The sequence below is a fragment of the Pseudomonas sp. FFUP_PS_473 genome (assembly GCF_002858665.1).
Lineage (GTDB): Bacteria > Pseudomonadota > Gammaproteobacteria > Pseudomonadales > Pseudomonadaceae > Aquipseudomonas > Aquipseudomonas defluvii.
This window is the reverse complement of the sequence record NZ_PJQQ01000024.1, coordinates 62,515-79,074: the sequence shown is the minus strand read 5'-3', so window position 1 is coordinate 79,074 and position 16,560 is coordinate 62,515. Positions and strand designations below refer to the sequence as shown.

General features: G+C 59.2%; 13 protein-coding genes and 1 pseudogene. 7 read left to right on the top strand and 7 right to left on the bottom strand.

Annotated elements, in window-relative coordinates; translation table 11 throughout:
• The first annotated feature begins 125 nt into the window (after positions 1 to 125).
• Positions 126 to 941 (top strand): LysR family transcriptional regulator, encoded by an 816-nt coding sequence (locus CYD26_RS17115; protein ID WP_102053158.1) that lies wholly within the window; start codon positions 126 to 128, stop codon positions 939 to 941.
• Here CYD26_RS17115 and CYD26_RS17110 read toward each other — a convergent pair.
• Positions 881 to 1,342: pseudogene (locus CYD26_RS17110) on the bottom strand (GNA1162 family protein). The gene CYD26_RS17115 and the pseudogene CYD26_RS17110 overlap by 61 nt on opposite strands.
• A gap of 397 nt (positions 1,343 to 1,739) precedes the next feature.
• A complete protein-coding gene (locus CYD26_RS17105) occupies positions 1,740 to 2,675 on the bottom strand; it encodes a LysR family transcriptional regulator (RefSeq protein WP_102053157.1) in 936 nt (311 codons plus the stop codon).
• A 110-nt stretch (positions 2,676 to 2,785) separates the two neighbouring features.
• Here CYD26_RS17105 and araD1 point away from each other — a divergent pair, with 110 nt between their 5' ends.
• Both araD1 and CYD26_RS17095 read left to right on the top strand, forming a co-directional pair.
• Positions 2,786 to 3,781, top strand: coding sequence for an AraD1 family protein (gene araD1, locus CYD26_RS17100; RefSeq protein WP_102053156.1), 996 nt, complete (start codon positions 2,786 to 2,788; stop codon positions 3,779 to 3,781).
• Between the two features lie 54 nt (positions 3,782 to 3,835).
• Positions 3,836 to 5,419 (top strand): aldehyde dehydrogenase (NADP(+)), encoded by a 1,584-nt coding sequence (locus CYD26_RS17095; RefSeq protein WP_102053155.1) that lies wholly within the window; start codon positions 3,836 to 3,838, stop codon positions 5,417 to 5,419.
• Positions 5,420 to 5,486: 67 nt separating this feature from the next.
• On the opposite strand, the gene CYD26_RS17090 is transcribed toward CYD26_RS17095, so the two are convergent.
• From CYD26_RS17090 to CYD26_RS17075, 4 genes are all read right to left on the bottom strand, one after another.
• A complete protein-coding gene (locus tag CYD26_RS17090) occupies positions 5,487 to 6,881 on the bottom strand; it encodes an FAD-binding oxidoreductase (protein WP_102053154.1) in 1,395 nt (464 codons plus the stop codon).
• Positions 6,882 to 6,943: 62 nt separating this feature from the next.
• On the bottom strand, positions 6,944 to 7,666 hold the full coding sequence (locus CYD26_RS17085) for a FadR/GntR family transcriptional regulator (protein ID WP_102053153.1): 723 nt from the start codon (positions 7,664 to 7,666) through the stop codon (positions 6,944 to 6,946).
• A 95-nt stretch (positions 7,667 to 7,761) separates the two neighbouring features.
• Positions 7,762 to 9,036 carry an OprD family porin gene (locus CYD26_RS17080; protein ID WP_256588041.1) on the bottom strand — a complete coding sequence of 425 codons (1,275 nt, stop codon included), beginning with the start codon at positions 9,034 to 9,036 and terminating at the stop codon, positions 7,762 to 7,764.
• Positions 9,037 to 9,196: 160 nt separating this feature from the next.
• Entirely contained in the window at positions 9,197 to 10,936 is a 1,740-nt protein-coding gene (locus CYD26_RS17075) for an IlvD/Edd family dehydratase (protein WP_102053152.1), read from the bottom strand.
• A gap of 197 nt (positions 10,937 to 11,133) precedes the next feature.
• Between CYD26_RS17075 and CYD26_RS17070 the strand changes: the two genes are divergently transcribed.
• From CYD26_RS17070 to dmpG, 3 genes are read left to right on the top strand one after another with little or no spacing between them, the layout of a single operon-like run.
• A complete protein-coding gene (locus tag CYD26_RS17070; RefSeq protein ID WP_102053151.1) occupies positions 11,134 to 12,441 on the top strand; it encodes an MFS transporter in 1,308 nt (435 codons plus the stop codon).
• A gap of 43 nt (positions 12,442 to 12,484) precedes the next feature.
• The gene (locus tag CYD26_RS17065; protein ID WP_102053150.1) at positions 12,485 to 13,423 is read left to right on the top strand and encodes an acetaldehyde dehydrogenase (acetylating); all 939 of its coding nucleotides are present in this window, start codon (positions 12,485 to 12,487) and stop codon (positions 13,421 to 13,423) included.
• A gap of 11 nt (positions 13,424 to 13,434) precedes the next feature.
• On the top strand, positions 13,435 to 14,457 hold the full coding sequence (dmpG, locus tag CYD26_RS17060; protein ID WP_102053149.1) for a 4-hydroxy-2-oxovalerate aldolase: 1,023 nt from the start codon (positions 13,435 to 13,437) through the stop codon (positions 14,455 to 14,457).
• 144 nt (positions 14,458 to 14,601) lie between these two features.
• Here the strand turns inward: dmpG and CYD26_RS17055 are convergent, their stop codons facing one another.
• Positions 14,602 to 15,558, bottom strand: coding sequence for a LysR family transcriptional regulator (locus CYD26_RS17055; protein WP_102053148.1), 957 nt, complete (start codon positions 15,556 to 15,558; stop codon positions 14,602 to 14,604).
• 151 nt (positions 15,559 to 15,709) lie between these two features.
• Between CYD26_RS17055 and CYD26_RS17050 the strand changes: the two genes are divergently transcribed.
• Complete coding sequence (locus CYD26_RS17050; RefSeq protein ID WP_102053147.1) at positions 15,710 to 16,543, top strand: amidohydrolase; 834 nt, start codon at positions 15,710 to 15,712, stop codon at positions 16,541 to 16,543.
• Positions 16,544 to 16,560 lie beyond the last annotated feature (17 nt).

Genomic DNA, 16,560 nt, shown 5'->3' with positions numbered 1-16,560 from the left:
GGCAGCGAGGATCCTCTATTGATGTAGAGGTGCTGCGGTCGGCCCGCTGCCGGGGGGAGGCGTCCATACCATCTGAAAAATGGATTATTCTTCTTCCTGCCATCGGCTTTTGTTATGGGTTAGCAATGGACTACCGCCAGCTTCGTGCTTTTATCGCCGTTTTTGAGGCGCGCAACATCACGGTTGCTGCGCAGCGTATCCACCTCAGCCAGCCGGCACTTTCCGCGAGCATCAAGCTGTTGGAAGACGCCTTGGGTACCCCATTGTTCGTGCGCCAGGCGCGCGGCGTGGAGGTCACCGAAGATGCTCGCGCGCTTTACCCGCAGGCCAGACGCATGGTGGCGGACGTCGACAGTCTGGCCCGACAATTTCGCGAGAAGCGTCACCGTGTGCTGCTGCAGGTCGGCGTGGAGCAGGACATAGCCCGGTGTTACGTTCAGGCGCTGATTCGCGGCGCGAGTCAAGTCGTTCCCGGCGTATTACTGGGGCTACTGGAGGGCTGTGAAGGGGATGCGCGGCTGGCGAGCGAGGAACTGCGTTGTGAAGACGAACTGTTCTTGCCGTTGTGGAGCGAGCCTTATGTACTGGCGCTGCCAATGGACTTCAGCCTGGCGGAAGGTGAGTCGACCGTCGACCCTGCACTGGAGCAGGCAGCCTGGATCACATGCCCAGGCCATGCCAGTCATCAGCGCTTGCTGCCCTTGTATGGCGCGGGCGCCATCACGCCTGAAGCCCAGGCCGGCTCCTTCAGGCTGGCACTGGCCTTGGTCGCTGCCGGTCAGGGCATCGCGGTGGTACCAAAGTCCTTGGCCGAAGAGCAGCCTGAAATTCTCGTGCGGTCATTGCCCATGCTTGATCTCAAACGCCGCATTGGCCTGTGCTATTCGGCCCAGGCACTGGACAACCCGGCGTTGGTGCAACTGCGTGACGCCATGCGTTGACCGCCGGGCGTTAGCCAGTAATTCGACGGTCTTTTGTTGATGACCTGCTTTACCGCAGCAGAGATTAGCAAGCCGATCACACGATCATCATAGGTGTGACGGCCTTCCTCGCTCGACGCAGAAGCCGACCACAGCTCGGTGCCGGTCTTGAGGTTCACTCGCCTGGCTTGGGACTGTCACAACCGTTGCGCTTTCAATACTGTGTAGCGGCTTCCGTATGCCTTCACGGTGACATACAAGGCCGCATCGGCACCGAAGATTTCCTGCAACCTGGCCGTCTATATCTGGTGGATATCAACGGGTTTCGTCATCCCATTCTGACGCAAGGTTTCATCCACCAGTGCCACTGGCAGGACGTAGTAACCGGCCTCGGCCAGCGGAAAGGTGAGCTGGGTCTTCATATCGATGGCGGTCAGGGTTCCAAGGTTCTCCTTCAGGCGATGCGGCTTCGTCGTGCCTGGGAATTGAGACAATCCATGGATTCTGCGCCAGCAGATCATGCTCCGGCCCACGCCAGAACAGCGAGCACTCGCTCTGTATCTCCGTCAGCGGTTGAACTGCATAGGCACGCCGGTTTCCAAGTTTCCGCTTTTGTATTTCAGATCTCCCGGCTTGGGCGATCAGATTTGAGCTCGAGGGTAAAAAGTTGGCTCAGTGCAATACCGCTGTGAAAAGACAAAGCGAGCAAGCGGGTATGGACTAGACGGGTAGATCAGTAAGGTCTTGTGAGTGAAACTCATTATTCAAGCGGTGGCGCGTGATGTCAGTGCGCCTGTCAAGGTCGAGGAAATGACCACTTCATAGCGTGGGATGTTGTGCTTGTTGCAATGCGTCCCACAGTAGTTTTGCAGGGGCGGAAAGCTGGACACCCTGGCGAGTCACGATTGAGTAAGGCTCGCTGCGCGAAATCAATATCAGTGGCAGCGATACCAGTACGCCCATTTCGCTTGCGGCATCGGCGACTTCCTCTGGCATCAGGGCGACCAGATTCTGGTCCTGCTGCAGCAACATCAGCGTTGTGAAGGTTGAGGCTGTTTCCAGAGGGAATCTGGGGAACTCAAGCCCTGCTTCGCTGAACTCACGTTCAAGTACCAGGCGCATCGGCATGTTCGCCGGGTAGACGATCCAGCGGTAGTCGTTGAGTTGCGTCAGTTCCAGTGAGTCAGCGTTGGCCAGTGGATGCCTGGGACTGCTCACAACCCTCAACTGTTCCCGGTACAGCTGCAGGCAGTCGTAGGCTTCCGGGCGCTGACTAACACTGGTTCGGCAAATTGCAAGATCCAGTCGACCTTGGTCGATCAGGGCGAGTAGTCGGGCGCTGGTGTCTTCGATGATTTCCACCGATAGCTCCGGCTGGCTCTGGCGCAGGCGCGCCAGGCTACTGACCAGCAACGGTACTGCCCCCATGATGATTCCGACAGAGATCCGTCCTCCCTGACCTTGAAGGATGCCGATCATTTCCTCACGTAAATGTGCCAGGTCGCTATGGATCAATCGCGCGTAGCGAACGGCGCAGCGCCCTAGATCATTGGCCTCCAGGCCTTGGTTGGTGCGAGTGAATAGCCGCGTGCCAAAGGCCGATTCAATTTCATTGAGTGCCTTGGTCGCACCAGGCTGGGTAATCGACACCTGTTCAGCAGCCTTGTGCAATGAGCCGTGTTCATCCAGAGCGATAAGCAGCCGCAACTGTTTCAGGCGCAAACGGGAAATCAAGGAGGGGAGAGAAGCAATCATGGGGATGAGGGAAAGTTATCGCTTGATCAGTGGCTCTCATTAGGCAGGCTGCGGCCGGATTCGTAAAGTGCGGTCAGCAAATTCTTTCCCCAATACAAAGGGTCACGGTCATGCGACTGATTCAATTCGAGACGGTTACCGGTGTACGTTCGGTCGGTATCGTTGAAGGCGAGCAGATTCAAGTAGTGCACGGCACAGCCAGCACCCGAGAGCTGGCCCTGGCAGCTATTTCCGAGGGGCGCGGCCTTGAAGCCGAAGTACTGGCCCGAGGCAGTTCCCCCGGCCCGCTGTACCGTGAACTGCTGGAGGCCGGTCGCGTCCTGCCGCCGCTGGACCATGAAGACCCTGCTCACTGCCTGATCAGCGGCACAGGATTGACCCACCTGGGCAGTGCAGCGACCCGCGACAAGATGCACCAGCAGAAGGCGCAGGACGAGTCGCTAATGACCGACACCCTTCGGATGTTCAAATGGGGCCTGGAAGGCGGTAAACCTGGCGCGGGCCAAGTCGGTTCACAGCCTGAATGGTTCTACAAGGGTGATGGCAGCATCGTAGTACGTCCCGGCGCAGACTTTTTGGTGCCGGCTTTCGCTGAGGATGCCGGCGAGGAGCCGGAGCTGGTCGGCCTCTATGTGATCGGAGCTGACGGTCGACCCTATCGCCTGGGCTATGCCTTGGGCAACGAATTCTCCGACCACGTAGTTGAGCGTCGCAGCTATCTGTACCTGGCGCACTCCAAACTACGCATGTGCGCCTATGGTCCTGAGCTGCGGGTCGGCGATTTGCCGGCGAACCTGTGTGGTTTCAGCCGCATCCACCGCGATGGTGAGGTGTTATGGGAAAAGGCGTTCCTCAGTGGCGAAGAGAACATGTGCCACAGTTTGGAAAACCTCGAGTTTCACCATTTCAAGTATCGGCAGTTTCTCCGGCCGGGGGACGTACATGCGCATTTTTTCGGCACCGCAACGTTGTCGTTCGCCGATGCTATCAAGGCGCAGCCGGGGGATACCTTCGAGATAGCGATGAGCGAATTTGGCGCGCCATTGCGCAACGGCATTGCGATCGACGCCGAGCCGCTGGCCCCGGGGGCGATCACCTCGCTGTGAATGGGTGTATTAGGGGCTTCGGCCCGGTCTCGCAATAAGCTTACGGAGCAGAGAATGACCGTCATAACCGGTTGGAACTATATCGCAGGCGTCAGAAGCGCCGCAGGCAGTATTACCCTACAAAGCTACGACGCAACGTCAGGCCAGGCATTACCTTTCTGTTTCCATCAAGCCACCCAGGCCGAAGTGGATGCCGCTGCCCAAGCTGCTCAGACGGCTTATCCGGTTTATCGCAATCTATCGGCGACTCGCCGGGCGGAATTTCTTGAGGCCATCGCCGACGAGATCGATGGGCTGGGTGATGATTTCGTTGCGCTAGTCTGCCAGGAAACGGCTCTGGCCACGGGCCGCATTCAGAGCGAGCGTGGGCGGACTAGCGGGCAGATGCGTCTGTTTGCCAAGGTGTTGCGTCGCGGCGACTTCTACGGCGCACGGATCGATCGTGCGTTGCCGGATCGCCAACCGCTACCGCGTCCAGACCTGCGCCAGTATCGCATCGGTCTTGGCCCGGTGGCGGTGTTCGGAGCCAGTAATTTCCCGCTGGCTTTCTCCACAGCCGGTGGTGATACCGCTGCTGCCTTGGCGGCAGGTTGCCCAGTCGTGTTCAAGGCCCACAGCGGGCACATGGCGACTGCCGAATGGGTCGCAGATGCCATTACTCGCGCCGCGAAGAAAACCGAGATGCCGGCGGGTGTATTCAATATGATTTATGGGAGTGGTGTGGGTGAATGGCTCGTCAAGCATCCAGCGATCCAGGCAGTCGGCTTCACCGGTTCTCTTGGTGGTGGTCGGGCGCTGTGCGACATGGCCGCGGCACGGCCACAGCCGATTCCTGTGTTTGCCGAGATGTCGAGTATCAACCCGATGCTGTTGTTACCGGAAGCAATCAAGGTGCGTGGCGACAGGATTGCCAGCGAGCTCGCCGCCTCAGTGGTGCTCGGCGCCGGTCAGTTCTGTACCAACCCTGGCCTGGTGATCGGCATTCGCTCGCTTGAGTTCAGCGCGTTTCTCGAACGCTTCACCGCGTTGATGAATGATCAGCCGGCGCAAACCTTGCTCAACGCCAGTGGTTTGAGCAGTTACAGCCGTGGGCTCGACAACCTCCATGGTCATGCTGGTATTACCCATCTGGCGGGTTCACCACAGGTCGGCAAACAAGCACATGCCCAAGTATTCAAGGCCGATGTCAGCTTGTTGTTGAGCGGTGATGCCTTGCTACAGGAAGAAGTCTTTGGTCCAACGACTATTGTCGTCGAAGTGGCCGACAAGGCCGAGTTGGTCCAGGCGCTGCATGGTCTGCGCGGTCAACTTACCGCCACATTGATTGCAGAACCGGGCGATCTCGAGACTTATGGCGATCTGCTAGCCCTGCTTGAGCAGAAGGCCGGGCGTCTATTGCTCAACGGTTATCCGACGGGGGTCGAGGTGTGCGACGCGATGGTGCATGGCGGCCCTTATCCAGCAACGTCCGATCCTCGCGGCTCCTCGGTTGGCACCTTGGCTATCGAGCGCTTCCTGCGCCCTGTGTGCTATCAGAACTACCCGGACGCTTTGCTGCCGGATGCGCTGAAAAACGCTAACCCATCAGGTATCCAGCGTCTGGTGGACGGTGTGAGTTCCTGTGTTGCCTTGGGCTGAGCCTGGCGTGCGGTAGGTCAAAGGTCGACCGGTATTTCCGGTCGGCCTTTTTTCTGGGTAACACCCCTCAGCCGAGCTGACGGAAGATCTTGCCTGGATTCATCTGGTTGAGCGGGTCGAGTGCCTGTTTGATCGCACGCATGGTGTCGATAGCGACCTGACCGTGCTCCTCTACCAGAAAGTCGATTTTGTGCAGGCCAACGCCGTGCTCGCCAGTGCACGTGCCGCCTGCCGCCAGCGCCCGATGGACGATGGCGTGGTTGAGGCGTTCGGCTTCGGCCAGTTCCGCGGGGTTATTGGGGTCCAGTAACAGGCAGACGTGGAAGTTGCCGTCGCCGACATGTCCGAATATGGGGGCTGGCAGGTAAGACTGACGCAGGTCCTGTTCGGTAGCGCTTACGCAGTCGGCGAGTTTCGATAGCGGAACGCAGACATCTGTGGACAGCGCCCGGCAACCTGGCTTGAGCTGTAAAAAGGCGAACAGTGCGTTGTGGCGTGCACTCCACAGGCGGTTGCGCTCTTCCTGTTGGGTCGCCCATTTAAAGTCCATCCCGTCATTGCTGGCGGCCAGGTCCTGCACCGTTTTCGCTTGTTCGGCAACACTGGCTGCGTTGCCGTGGAACTCCAGGAACAGTGTTGGAGACTCCTGCAGCGTCAGCTTGGAATAGTGGTTCAGTGCCTGGATCGCCAAGCGGTCAACCAGCTCGGCTCGGGCTACCGCAATGCCTAGCTGGATGGTTTCAATCACGGTTTGTACCGCGCCCTCGACCGAATCGAAACTGCACACCGCAGCGCTGATCGCTTCTGGCTGCGGATGCAGTTTCAAGGTGACTTCGCTGATCACCCCAAGCGTGCCTTCACTGCCGATGAACAGCCGAGCGAGGTCGTAGCCAGCGGAAGATTTCTTTGCCTTCGAACCGCTGCGCAGTAGCCGGCCGTCGGCCAGCACGGCGTTCAGGCCGAGCACGTTCTCGCGCATGGTGCCGTAGCGCACTGCGTTGGTCCCTGAGGCACGGGTGGCGCACATGCCGCCGATGCTGGCGTCTGCACCAGGATCTATGGGGAAGAACAGGCCGCTGGTACGCAGGTATTCATTCAATGCCTTGCGGGTGATACCTGGCTGCACGGTGATGCTCAGGTCTTCGGGCTGGAAGGAGAGTACCTGGTCCATCCGTGAGACATCGAGACTGATACCACCCTGCACGGCCAACAGGTGGCCCTCCAGGGACGAGCCGCTGCCGTACGGGATCACGGGTACTCGGTGTTCATGGCATAGCTTCAGGATAGCGCTGATGTCTTCGACACTGTGCGCGTAGGCCACGGCATCGGGCAAGACCGGGTCATACAAGGACTCGTCGCGACCGTGGTGTTCACGCACCGCTTGGGCGGTGCTGAAGCGCTCGCCAAGCAGGTTGTCGAGGGCGTCGCGCAAGGGTTGGGGCAGAGGCTGGGATGAGGCCATGACAGGGCTCCTGTAGGGGAAGGTCGGTTCGCCCGGCGCGACCGCGACCCATTCCCCACCGGCTACAGCGGGGTCAGGACATTCATCACGGTATCGAGGGCGACACGGGTGTCGTCGAGTTGTACCAGCGAGGCATGCCGGGCGCCGAGGGCGTCGCGGTTCTTGATCGCGGTAAGGATTGCCTTGTGCCGCGGCAGGCTCAGCTGCTGGGTGTTGGGGCGTCGGTTGGTAACATTGATCGACTCGCGTAGCGGTAGCGAAAGCATGTTGCACATGTAGGCGAGCAGGTCGTTGTGGGTTGCTTCTGCGATCGCACGGTGGAAGTCCAGGTCCGGCTGTAACAGGTCCTTGCGGGTCTGGGCTGCCTCCATGCGTTGGTAGGCTTCTTCGATGATTGCGATGTCGGCATCGGTCGCGGTGGTCGCCGCCATCGCGGCGATCTCGGGCTCGAGGATCCGTCGCACGCCTGCCAGGGTGTGGAAGAACTCGCTGTGAGGCGTTGACTGCATCAGCCAGAACAGTACGTCTGGGTCGAGCAGGTGCCATTCGACACGCGGGCGCACCACCGTACCGACCCGCGGCTTGGAGTAGACCAGGCCTTTGGCACTGAGCACGCGAGTCGCCTCGCGCAGTACCGGCCGACTGACCTGGTATTCCTCGCACAGTGTTGCCTCCAATGGCAGCTTCTCTTCCGGCTTGAAACGGCCGGAAACGATGTGCATGCCCAGCTCCTGGACGATACGGGCATGCATGCTTTTGCGTGGTGTGGGCGTCTGGTAATTCATGACGGAGACGTTGCTCTGGCGAAATGCCGTCCATCATAGCATCGCTCTCGGATCGATTTGGCTCCATGGGGCGATCCCGAGAGTTGCACCCACCCTTACTTCAACGGGATTGTGTAGGCCAGGATCAAGCGGTTCTCGTCGATATCTGCACCAAAACTGGAGCGCACCATCGCGTTACGCCAACGCACGGCGAGGTTCTTCAAGGGCCCGCTCTGCAGGACGTAGGTGATGTCCAGATCGCGCTCCCACTCGTGACCTTCGCCGCCTTTGGCCAGTTCGACGTTGTCGCCACTGACATAGCGGGCGAAGGTGGTCAGCCCCGGTACACCGAGTGCGGCGAAGTTGTAATCGTAGCGTGCCTGCCAGGAGCGCTCGCCGGCGAAGATGAAGTTGCGTACCTGAATATCATTGACCAGTGGCGTGCTGGCGCCGGACAGCAACAGGGCATCGTTGTCGCCGTACATGCGCTGGTAACCCGCGCTAATGGTGTGACCGCCGTAACCGGCGCCGAACAGGCTGGTGAGGGATTTGTTGTCGAGCGTGCCTGCTCGGGCGCTGCCGTCATCTTCACCGGTGAACAGGCCAACGTTGGCAGACAGGCTCCAATCGCCAAGCTTCTGTTTGTGGACGATGTTGTAGAAACGCTGCTGGTAGATGTTCTCAAGTTGCGATTGCCATAGGCCAATCATGGTTCGATCGGCATTGAAACGGTATTCACCACCTGCATAATTGAAGCGGTCTGAGGTCACACCGGCGATGCCATTGGCCGCGAGATCCGCGTGACCCGACTCGTTGCGCTGGCTGGCAGAGCGAAATTGGCCGGTGTAGAGCGTTAGTCCCTCTAACTCACGTGAGGTCAGCATGCCGCCTTGATAGCTTTGAGGCAGCAGGCGGGCATCATTGCGCATCGCAATTGGCAGTTCCGGAAACAGTTCGCCTACCTTGAGTTCGGTCTTTGAGAGACGAATCTTGCCCACCGCGCCGGCGCGCGAGAATTCGTCGGCAGAGGAGCCGTCGTCCTGGGTCGGCAACAGTCCGCTGTTCGAGCGTCCAGGGCCGCTGTCGAGCTTGACCCCGAGCATACCAACAAGATCCATACCCACGCCTACGGTGCCCTGGGTGTAGCCCGATTGAGCCTGGAACAGAAACCCTTGGGCCCACTCCTCCTGTTTCGACTGGGCAGCATTGTCCTGGCGAAAGTCTCGATTGAAGTAGAAGTTGCGGGCAAGAATGTTGGCCGTGGCATCTTCTACAAAGCCATGCTCCTCGGCATGTGCGCTCCATGCCGCCGCGGACAGTGGCACGAACATGCAGGCGGCCAGCAGTTGCGGCGGTGACAGGGCGAAGGGGGTGGCGTTGATACGGGTCATTATTGTTGTACTCCCGATGTAGTGGATTCCCGGAAGGGAAGTAGGGCCGTTGTTGGACTGGGTAACAATTGTTTCGGGCGAGCGGCTGTGTCCCGATTGAGCAGGATTCGCAAATGTCCGGGGAAGCGAGCGCCAGCGAGTGCTGGCGCTCAGATTGAGATCAGTGCGAGTGACGCGGTACTTCCGAACCGCGACGGCCAACCAGGAAGTCGAAGTCGCAGCCTTGATCGGCCTGCAACACATGATCGACATACAGGCGGCTGTAGCCGCTGGAGAAAATTTTGGCGCTTGTGTCGGGTTTGAGATCGCTCAGTCTCGCCTGCAATTCCTCGTCGCTGATGTCCAGATGCAGGCGACCACCCGCACAGTCGAGCTCGATAAAGTCACCATTGCGTACGGCCGCCAGTGGTCCACCCGCGGCTGCTTCCGGGGCGACGTGGAGCACCACGGTGCCGTAGGCGGTGCCGCTCATGCGCGCATCGGACAGGCGCACCATGTCGGTTACGCCCTTGGCCAGGACCTTGGGGGGCAGGCCCATGTTGCCGACTTCAGCCATCCCTGGATAACCCTTGGGGCCTGCGTTTTTCAGGACAAGGACGCAGGTTTCGTCTACATCCAGATCCGGGTCGGCAATGCGCGCCTTGTAGTCGTCGAAGTTCTCGAAGACCACTGCACGCCCGCGATGCTGCATAAGCTCGGGGGTCGCTGCCGAAGGCTTGAGGACCGCGCCGCGGGGTGACAGATTGCCACGCAAGATGCAAAGCCCACCGTCGGCCACCAGCGGGTTGTCGATCTGGCGGATCACTTCATCGTTGTACTGTGGCGAGGCCTGGCAGTTTTTCCATAGGCTTTGGCCGTTGGCAGTCAGGGCATCGGGGTTAGGGAGCAGGCCGGATTCGCCAAGACGACGGATCACCGCTGGCAGGCCACCCGCGTAGTAGAACTCTTCCATTAGAAAACGACCGGAAGGCTGCATGTCGACGATGGTGGGTGTACCGCGACCAATGCGAGTCCAGTCCTCCAGATCCAGTTCGACGCCGATGCGCCCGGCAATGGCCTTCAGGTGAATCACTGCGTTGGTCGAACCGCCGATGGCGGCGTTGACTTTGATGGCGTTCTCGAACGCAGCCTTGGTGAGAATCTTCGACAAACGCAGGTCCTCATGGACCATGTCGACGATACGCATGCCCGACAGGTGCGCCAGGACGTAGCGACGAGAGTCAACGGCCGGGATCGCTGCGTTGTGCGGAAGTGAGGTGCCCAGGGCCTCGGCCATGCAGGCCATGGTCGAGGCGGTGCCCATGGTGTTGCAGGTCCCGGCCGAGCGCGACATACCTGCTTCGGCGGAAAGGAATTCATCAAGGCTGATCTGCCCGCCCTTGTAGGCTTCGTGCATCTGCCAGACCACAGTACCGGACCCGATATCCTTGCCTTTGTGCTTGCCGTTGAGCATCGGGCCACCGGTGACGACGATCGCTGGAACGTCGCAACTGGCTGCGCCCATCAGGAGGGCCGGGGTGGTCTTATCGCAACCGGTGAGCAGGACCACGGCATCTACCGGGTTTCCTCGAATGGCTTCTTCCACATCCATGCTGGCCAGGTTTCGGGTGAGCATGGCAGTAGGGCGCAGGTTCGATTCGCCGCTGGAGAACACTGGGAACTCGACAGGGAAGCCTCCGGCCTCAAGTACGCCTTTCTTTACGTGTTCGGCGATTTTGCGGAAATGCGCGTTGCAGGGCGTCAGCTCTGACCAGGTGTTACAGATGCCGATGATGGGCTTGCCCTGGAATTCGTGATCCGGGATACCCTGATTCTTCATCCAGCTGCGGTACATGAAACCGTTCTTGTCGGCCGTACCGAACCATTGTGCGGAACGAAGCGGAGTCTTTTTATCTGTCATGGCGCGGTCAACTCTTATTGTATGACTAATTGGAGGCTGTTCCGCAGAATTTACCCGATAAAAAGCCATTTTGAAATCGTTGCGCGCAAAATAGTATTACTATATTGTCTGAATCACTTGGCCGGGAGCGGTGCGCTACTGCCGCTTCGACTGGTCGGGGTCAACAAATCCATAACAAAAACAATTTGGAGAAGACTATGAGTCCGGAAGCTCGGATCATTCGCACGCTCACGCTCAGGTTGATTCCCTTCCTGATCCTGTTGTACCTCGTTGCCTTCATCGACCGCTCCGCGGTTGGCTTCGCCAAATTGCACATGAATGCCGATATAGGCCTGAGTGACATGGCTTATGGTTTTGGTGCAGGCCTGTTCTTCATTGGCTACTTCATGTTCGAGGTGCCGAGCAATCTGTTGCTGGAACGTTTCGGTGCGCGTCGCTGGTTTGCCCGCATACTCATCACGTGGGGTGCGATCACGGTGGGCATGGCGTTTGTCCAGGGCTCCTACAGCTTCTATGTGATGCGCTTTTTGCTGGGTGCAGCCGAAGCCGGGTTTTTCCCGGGTGTGCTGTACTACATCACCCGTTGGTTCCCTGTGCGTAACCGCGGCAAGGTGCTGGGCTTCTTTATTCTTTCCCAGCCCATCGCGCTGATGGTTACCGGGCCACTGGCCGGCTGGCTGTTGGGCATGAATGGCATTCTCGGTCTGGCCGGCTGGCAGTGGCTGTTCATTACCATCGGCATTCCGGCGATCGCGCTGGCCTTGCCAACGCTGAAGTTCCTTCCTGACACCCCCAAGGATGCGCGCTGGCTGGCGGATGCTGATCGTCAATGGCTGCTCGGTGAACTGGAAAAAGACCGCAAGGAGTACGGCCAGACCGAGCACACCAATCCATTGCGTGCCCTGACCGATCGCCGTGTACTGATCCTGGCCCTGTTGTACCTTCCAAGTACCCTGAGCACTTATGGCCTGAGCCTGTGGCTGCCGACCCTGGTGCATCAGTTCGGCGGCAGCGACCTGACGACGGGCTTCATCTCAGCGATTCCATACATCTTCGGTGTTATTGGCCTGCTGATCATCCCGCGCAGCTCCGACCGTTTGAATGATCGCTATGGGCATCTCACGGTGCTTTATATCCTTGGCGCCACAGGCTTGTTCCTCAGCGCATGGCTGAGCGTGCCAAGCCTGCAACTGGCGGCTCTGTGCCTGACGGCCTTCAGTCTGTTCTCGGTAACAGCAATCTTCTGGGTGCTGCCGGGGCGCTTCCTGTCCGGTGCCACGGCCGCTGCGGGGATCGCGTTGATCAACTCGTTCGGCAACCTAGGCGGTTACATCGGTCCGTTCGGTATCGGTGCCTTGAAGGAGTACACCGGCTCTTTGTCCTCCGGCCTGTATTTCCTTTCGGCGGTGATGCTCAGTGGTGTGGTGTTGACCTACATCGTTTACACAAAACTGGAAAAGAAAGCCTCGCTCGCGCGTAATGCTGCGCTCGGACAGGCATCCTGATTGCTCAGGTGGGCAGGGATGCCCGCCGTTCTGGAGTACTTGCATGACTAGAAAACTCAAAGTCGCCATCGTCGGCTCGGGCAACATCGGAACTGATCTGATGATCAAGGTCCTGCGTAACGGTCAGCACCTTGAAATGGCTGCCATGGTGGGCATTGACCCGGCGTCCGACGGGCTGGCCCGCGCCCAGCGCATGGGGGTTGCCACCACCCATGAAGGGGTCGAAGGGCTGACCCGCATGGATGTGTTCAAGGACATCGACTTTGTCTTTGACGCCACCTCAGCTGGCGCTCACGTGAAGAACGATGCTTTCCTGCGTTCGATCAAACCGGGTATCCGCCTGATCGACCTGACCCCGGCCGCCATCGGCCCGTACTGTGTGCCGGTGGTCAACCTGGAACAGAACCTTGCCCAGCTCAATGTGAACATGGTCACCTGTGGTGGCCAGGCGACCATCCCGATGGTCGCCGCAGTATCGCGGGTGGCCAAGGTGCATTATGCAGAGATTGTCGCCTCAATCGCGAGCAAGTCGGCCGGCCCTGGCACCCGCGCCAACATCGACGAATTCACTGAAACCACATCCAAGGCCATTGAGGTGATTGGAGGCGCTGGCAAGGGCAAGGCGATCATCGTCATGAACCCGGCCGAACCGCCTCTGATGATGCGTGACACAGTATTCGTCCTGTCTGAAGCTGCCGATCAAGGGCAGATCGAAGCGTCTGTCGAAGAAACTGTTGCAGCGGTGCAGGCCTATGTGCCGGGCTATCGCCTCAAGCAGAAAGTGCAGTTTGACGTTATCCCGGAGAACGCGCCCCTGAAAATTCCCGGCCTGGGTACATTTTCCGGTCTGAAGACCTCGATTTTTCTGGAAGTCGAAGGCGCCGCCCATTACCTGCCAGCCTACGCCGGCAACCTCGACATCATGACCTCAGCGGCCCTGGCCACCGCCGAGCGCATGGCGCTGTCGATGCTGAGTGCCTGAGGACAAACGCCATGACGTTCAACCCCGCGAAAAAGCTCTACATTTCAGACGTGACGTTGCGTGACGGCAGCCATGCCGTTCGTCATCAGTATTCGATCCAGAATGTCCAGGACATCGCCCGTGCGCTGGACAAGGCAAAAGTCGATTCGATCGAGGTCGCCCACGGTGACGGCCTGCAGGGCTCTAGCTTCAACTACGGCTTTGCCGCTCACACCGATCTAGAGTGGATCGAAGCCGTGGCGGATGTGATCAGCCATGCAAAAATCACTACGTTGCTGCTGCCCGGTATTGGTAGCGTGCATGACCTCAAGGCTGCCTACGACGCTGGCGCCCGGGTGGTTCGCGTGGCGACCCATTGCACCGAAGCGGACGTGGCCAAGCAACATATCGGCTACGCTCGCGAATTGGGCATGGACACTGTCGGTTTCCTGATGATGAGCCACATGCTCGCCCCCGAACAGTTGGCGCAACAGGCAAAGCTGATGGAAAGCTACGGCGCTACTTGCGTGTACATGGCCGATTCTGGCGGTGCAATGAACATGCAGGATGTGCGCGAACGGTTCCGCGCCTTCAAGGCTGTGCTAAAGCCGGAGACCGAAACCGGCATGCACGCGCACCACAACTTGAGCCTTGGCGTGGCAAACTCGATCACTGCGGTGGAAGAGGGCTGCGACCGCATCGACGCGAGCCTCGCCGGTATGGGCGCTGGCGCCGGTAACGCGCCGCTTGAAGTTTTCATCGCGGCAGCCGAACGCCTTGGTTGGAACCACGGCACCGACCTCTATACGTTACTCGATGCGGCCGACGATATCGTCCGGCCACTGCAGGACCGCCCGGTACGGGTCGATCGCGAGACGCTGGCACTTGGCTATGCCGGTGTCTACTCGAGCTTCCTGCGTCATGCCGAAATCGCCGCAGCCAAGTACGGCCTCAAGACCCTCGACATTCTTGTCGAACTGGGCAAACGGCGTATGGTCGGCGGCCAGGAAGACATGATCGTTGATGTGGCGCTGGACCTGCTCAACAAGGCCTGAACTCAACCCGGCCCAAGCTCGTGATGGGCTACCCGGTTCCGATACGTGTTGTGCCACATTTCGAGTTGAGCGATTTGTAGCTGTGATCGGAACCGGGCTTGCGTCTTGCGGGTGACGTATTGTCCGCTTCAACCGATGGGGTAGTTATCGGTCGGCGTTCGGCAATTCGAAGCCCGGGATGACCCGCCCCAGCGTGATCGCCTGGCGATAAAGCACCTGCATGATCTGTATGGCCGACTCGGACAGCGGCTCGAACCGTGAGTAGACAAAGCTTATATCGAAGTGAATCGCCTCAACCAGCGGTACAACGATCAGACCGCTGTCCTGCGCCACGAATTCGTCGATGATGGTCAAACCCATGCCTTGCTTGACCAAGGCTACCGCTTCGTTTGCATTGGTGAAATTCAGCATCGACTTCAGGTGCAAGCCTTGGCGCTCAATCTCGTTGGCCAGCAACCGGCCAAACGGCATGTCAGGGCGGAACAGCAGTAATGGATGGTCGACCAATTCATGCAATGACAGTGACGACCTTTTGGCAAAGGGATGATCCGCTGACATCACGCAGACCATGCGTGCACGCATGAAGGCTCGCGAGTGCAGGTGGTCATGGATCAGCGGTAGTGCCGAAATTGCCAGGTCGACTTTCTTGGAGAGGATCTGGTTGGGCATATCTCCCATTAACGTGGTTTGCCATTCAATATTCAGCGCCGGTACTTCACGCTTGAGTCGGGCCAAGGCGAACGGGATGACCACAGTCGACAGCGACGCGCTGCAACAGATGCGGAGCTGGCGGTGGGTACCGCTGGCCAGGGCAAGTGCACATTCGTTGACCGCCAGCGCGGCTTGGTAAACGCGCTCGACTTCCCGGTAAAGGGCGTGGGCCTCGGCGGTGGGTACCAAGCGGTTGTTGATGCGTTGGAACAAGCGGTAGGCCAGCCGGCTTTCAATATAGGCGATCAGCTTGCTGACCGCCGGCTGCGACACATACAGCATTTTCGCCGCAGCGCTGATCGATCCCGTGAGCATCACTGCCCGGAACACTTCCATGTGTCGCAGCTTGAACACCATCGTGTTGGCGTCTGGGCCTTCGCCGTAGGGCATGGGGTCATTAACCTTTGGTTATTGTTCTGGCGATCTCTGTATGAGCGCGTTTTACAGCGTGATCGTATCTTCACTGCAGCTGCATCGCTCGCAGCGACGAACAATAACAAAGATCAATGATCAAGCGCAGCGACGCTTGGCAGGAGCAGCCTTGAGCATCTACGACGAACCCAAGATTGATTGCCATAACCATCTCTTTGACCCCGTGCGATTTCCTTATCGCGCCGACACGCTCTACGCGCCTACCAAGCAGGAAGTTGCGCCCCTTGAACAGTTCGGTCGGGTCATGGACGCCTATGGCGTGCAACACGCTTTGCTGGTGGGGCCGACTAGCGGCTATCGCACAGACAACCGTTGCCTGCTGCATGCATTGGCCCAAGGTGAGGGCCGTTTCAAGGGCATTGCCGTGGTCGACCCTGGCACTGGCCTGGAAGAACTGGCAGCGCTGAGGGAACAGGGGGTGGTGGGCATTGCGTTCAACCCGGCGCTGGAAGGGGTGGCGGTGATGAACGGTGCGGCCGCACTGTTCGAACGGCTCGCCGAACTGGACCTCTTCGCACAGATTCAGGTGTGCGGCGACCAGCTAGTCGACTTGCAGGGCTTGATAGAAACGACTGCGCCGCGATTGCTAATCGACCATTGTGGCCGCCCCGATATCAACGCAGGCCTGAACCAGGCAGGGTTCCAGACGCTGTTGGGCCTTGCCGGGAGCGGCAGAGCCTGCGTGAAAATCTCCGGCATGCAGAAGTTCGCCGCCTTGAATCATCTGGATGAGCAGTCAGGCGATTACGTGCGCGCACTGCTCGAGGCCTTTGGCCCGGATGCCTGTGTGTGGGGCTCGGACTGGCCGTTCATTCGCGAGCAGTCGCGGGTGGACTACGGGCCGCTGCTGAAGCTGGCAGAGCGGCTGATGCCCGATACCGATGTACGTCGCAAAGTGATGTGGGACACGCCACGGCGATTGTTCGGCTTTGGCGAGCATTGAGCCAGACCTGGGCTGAG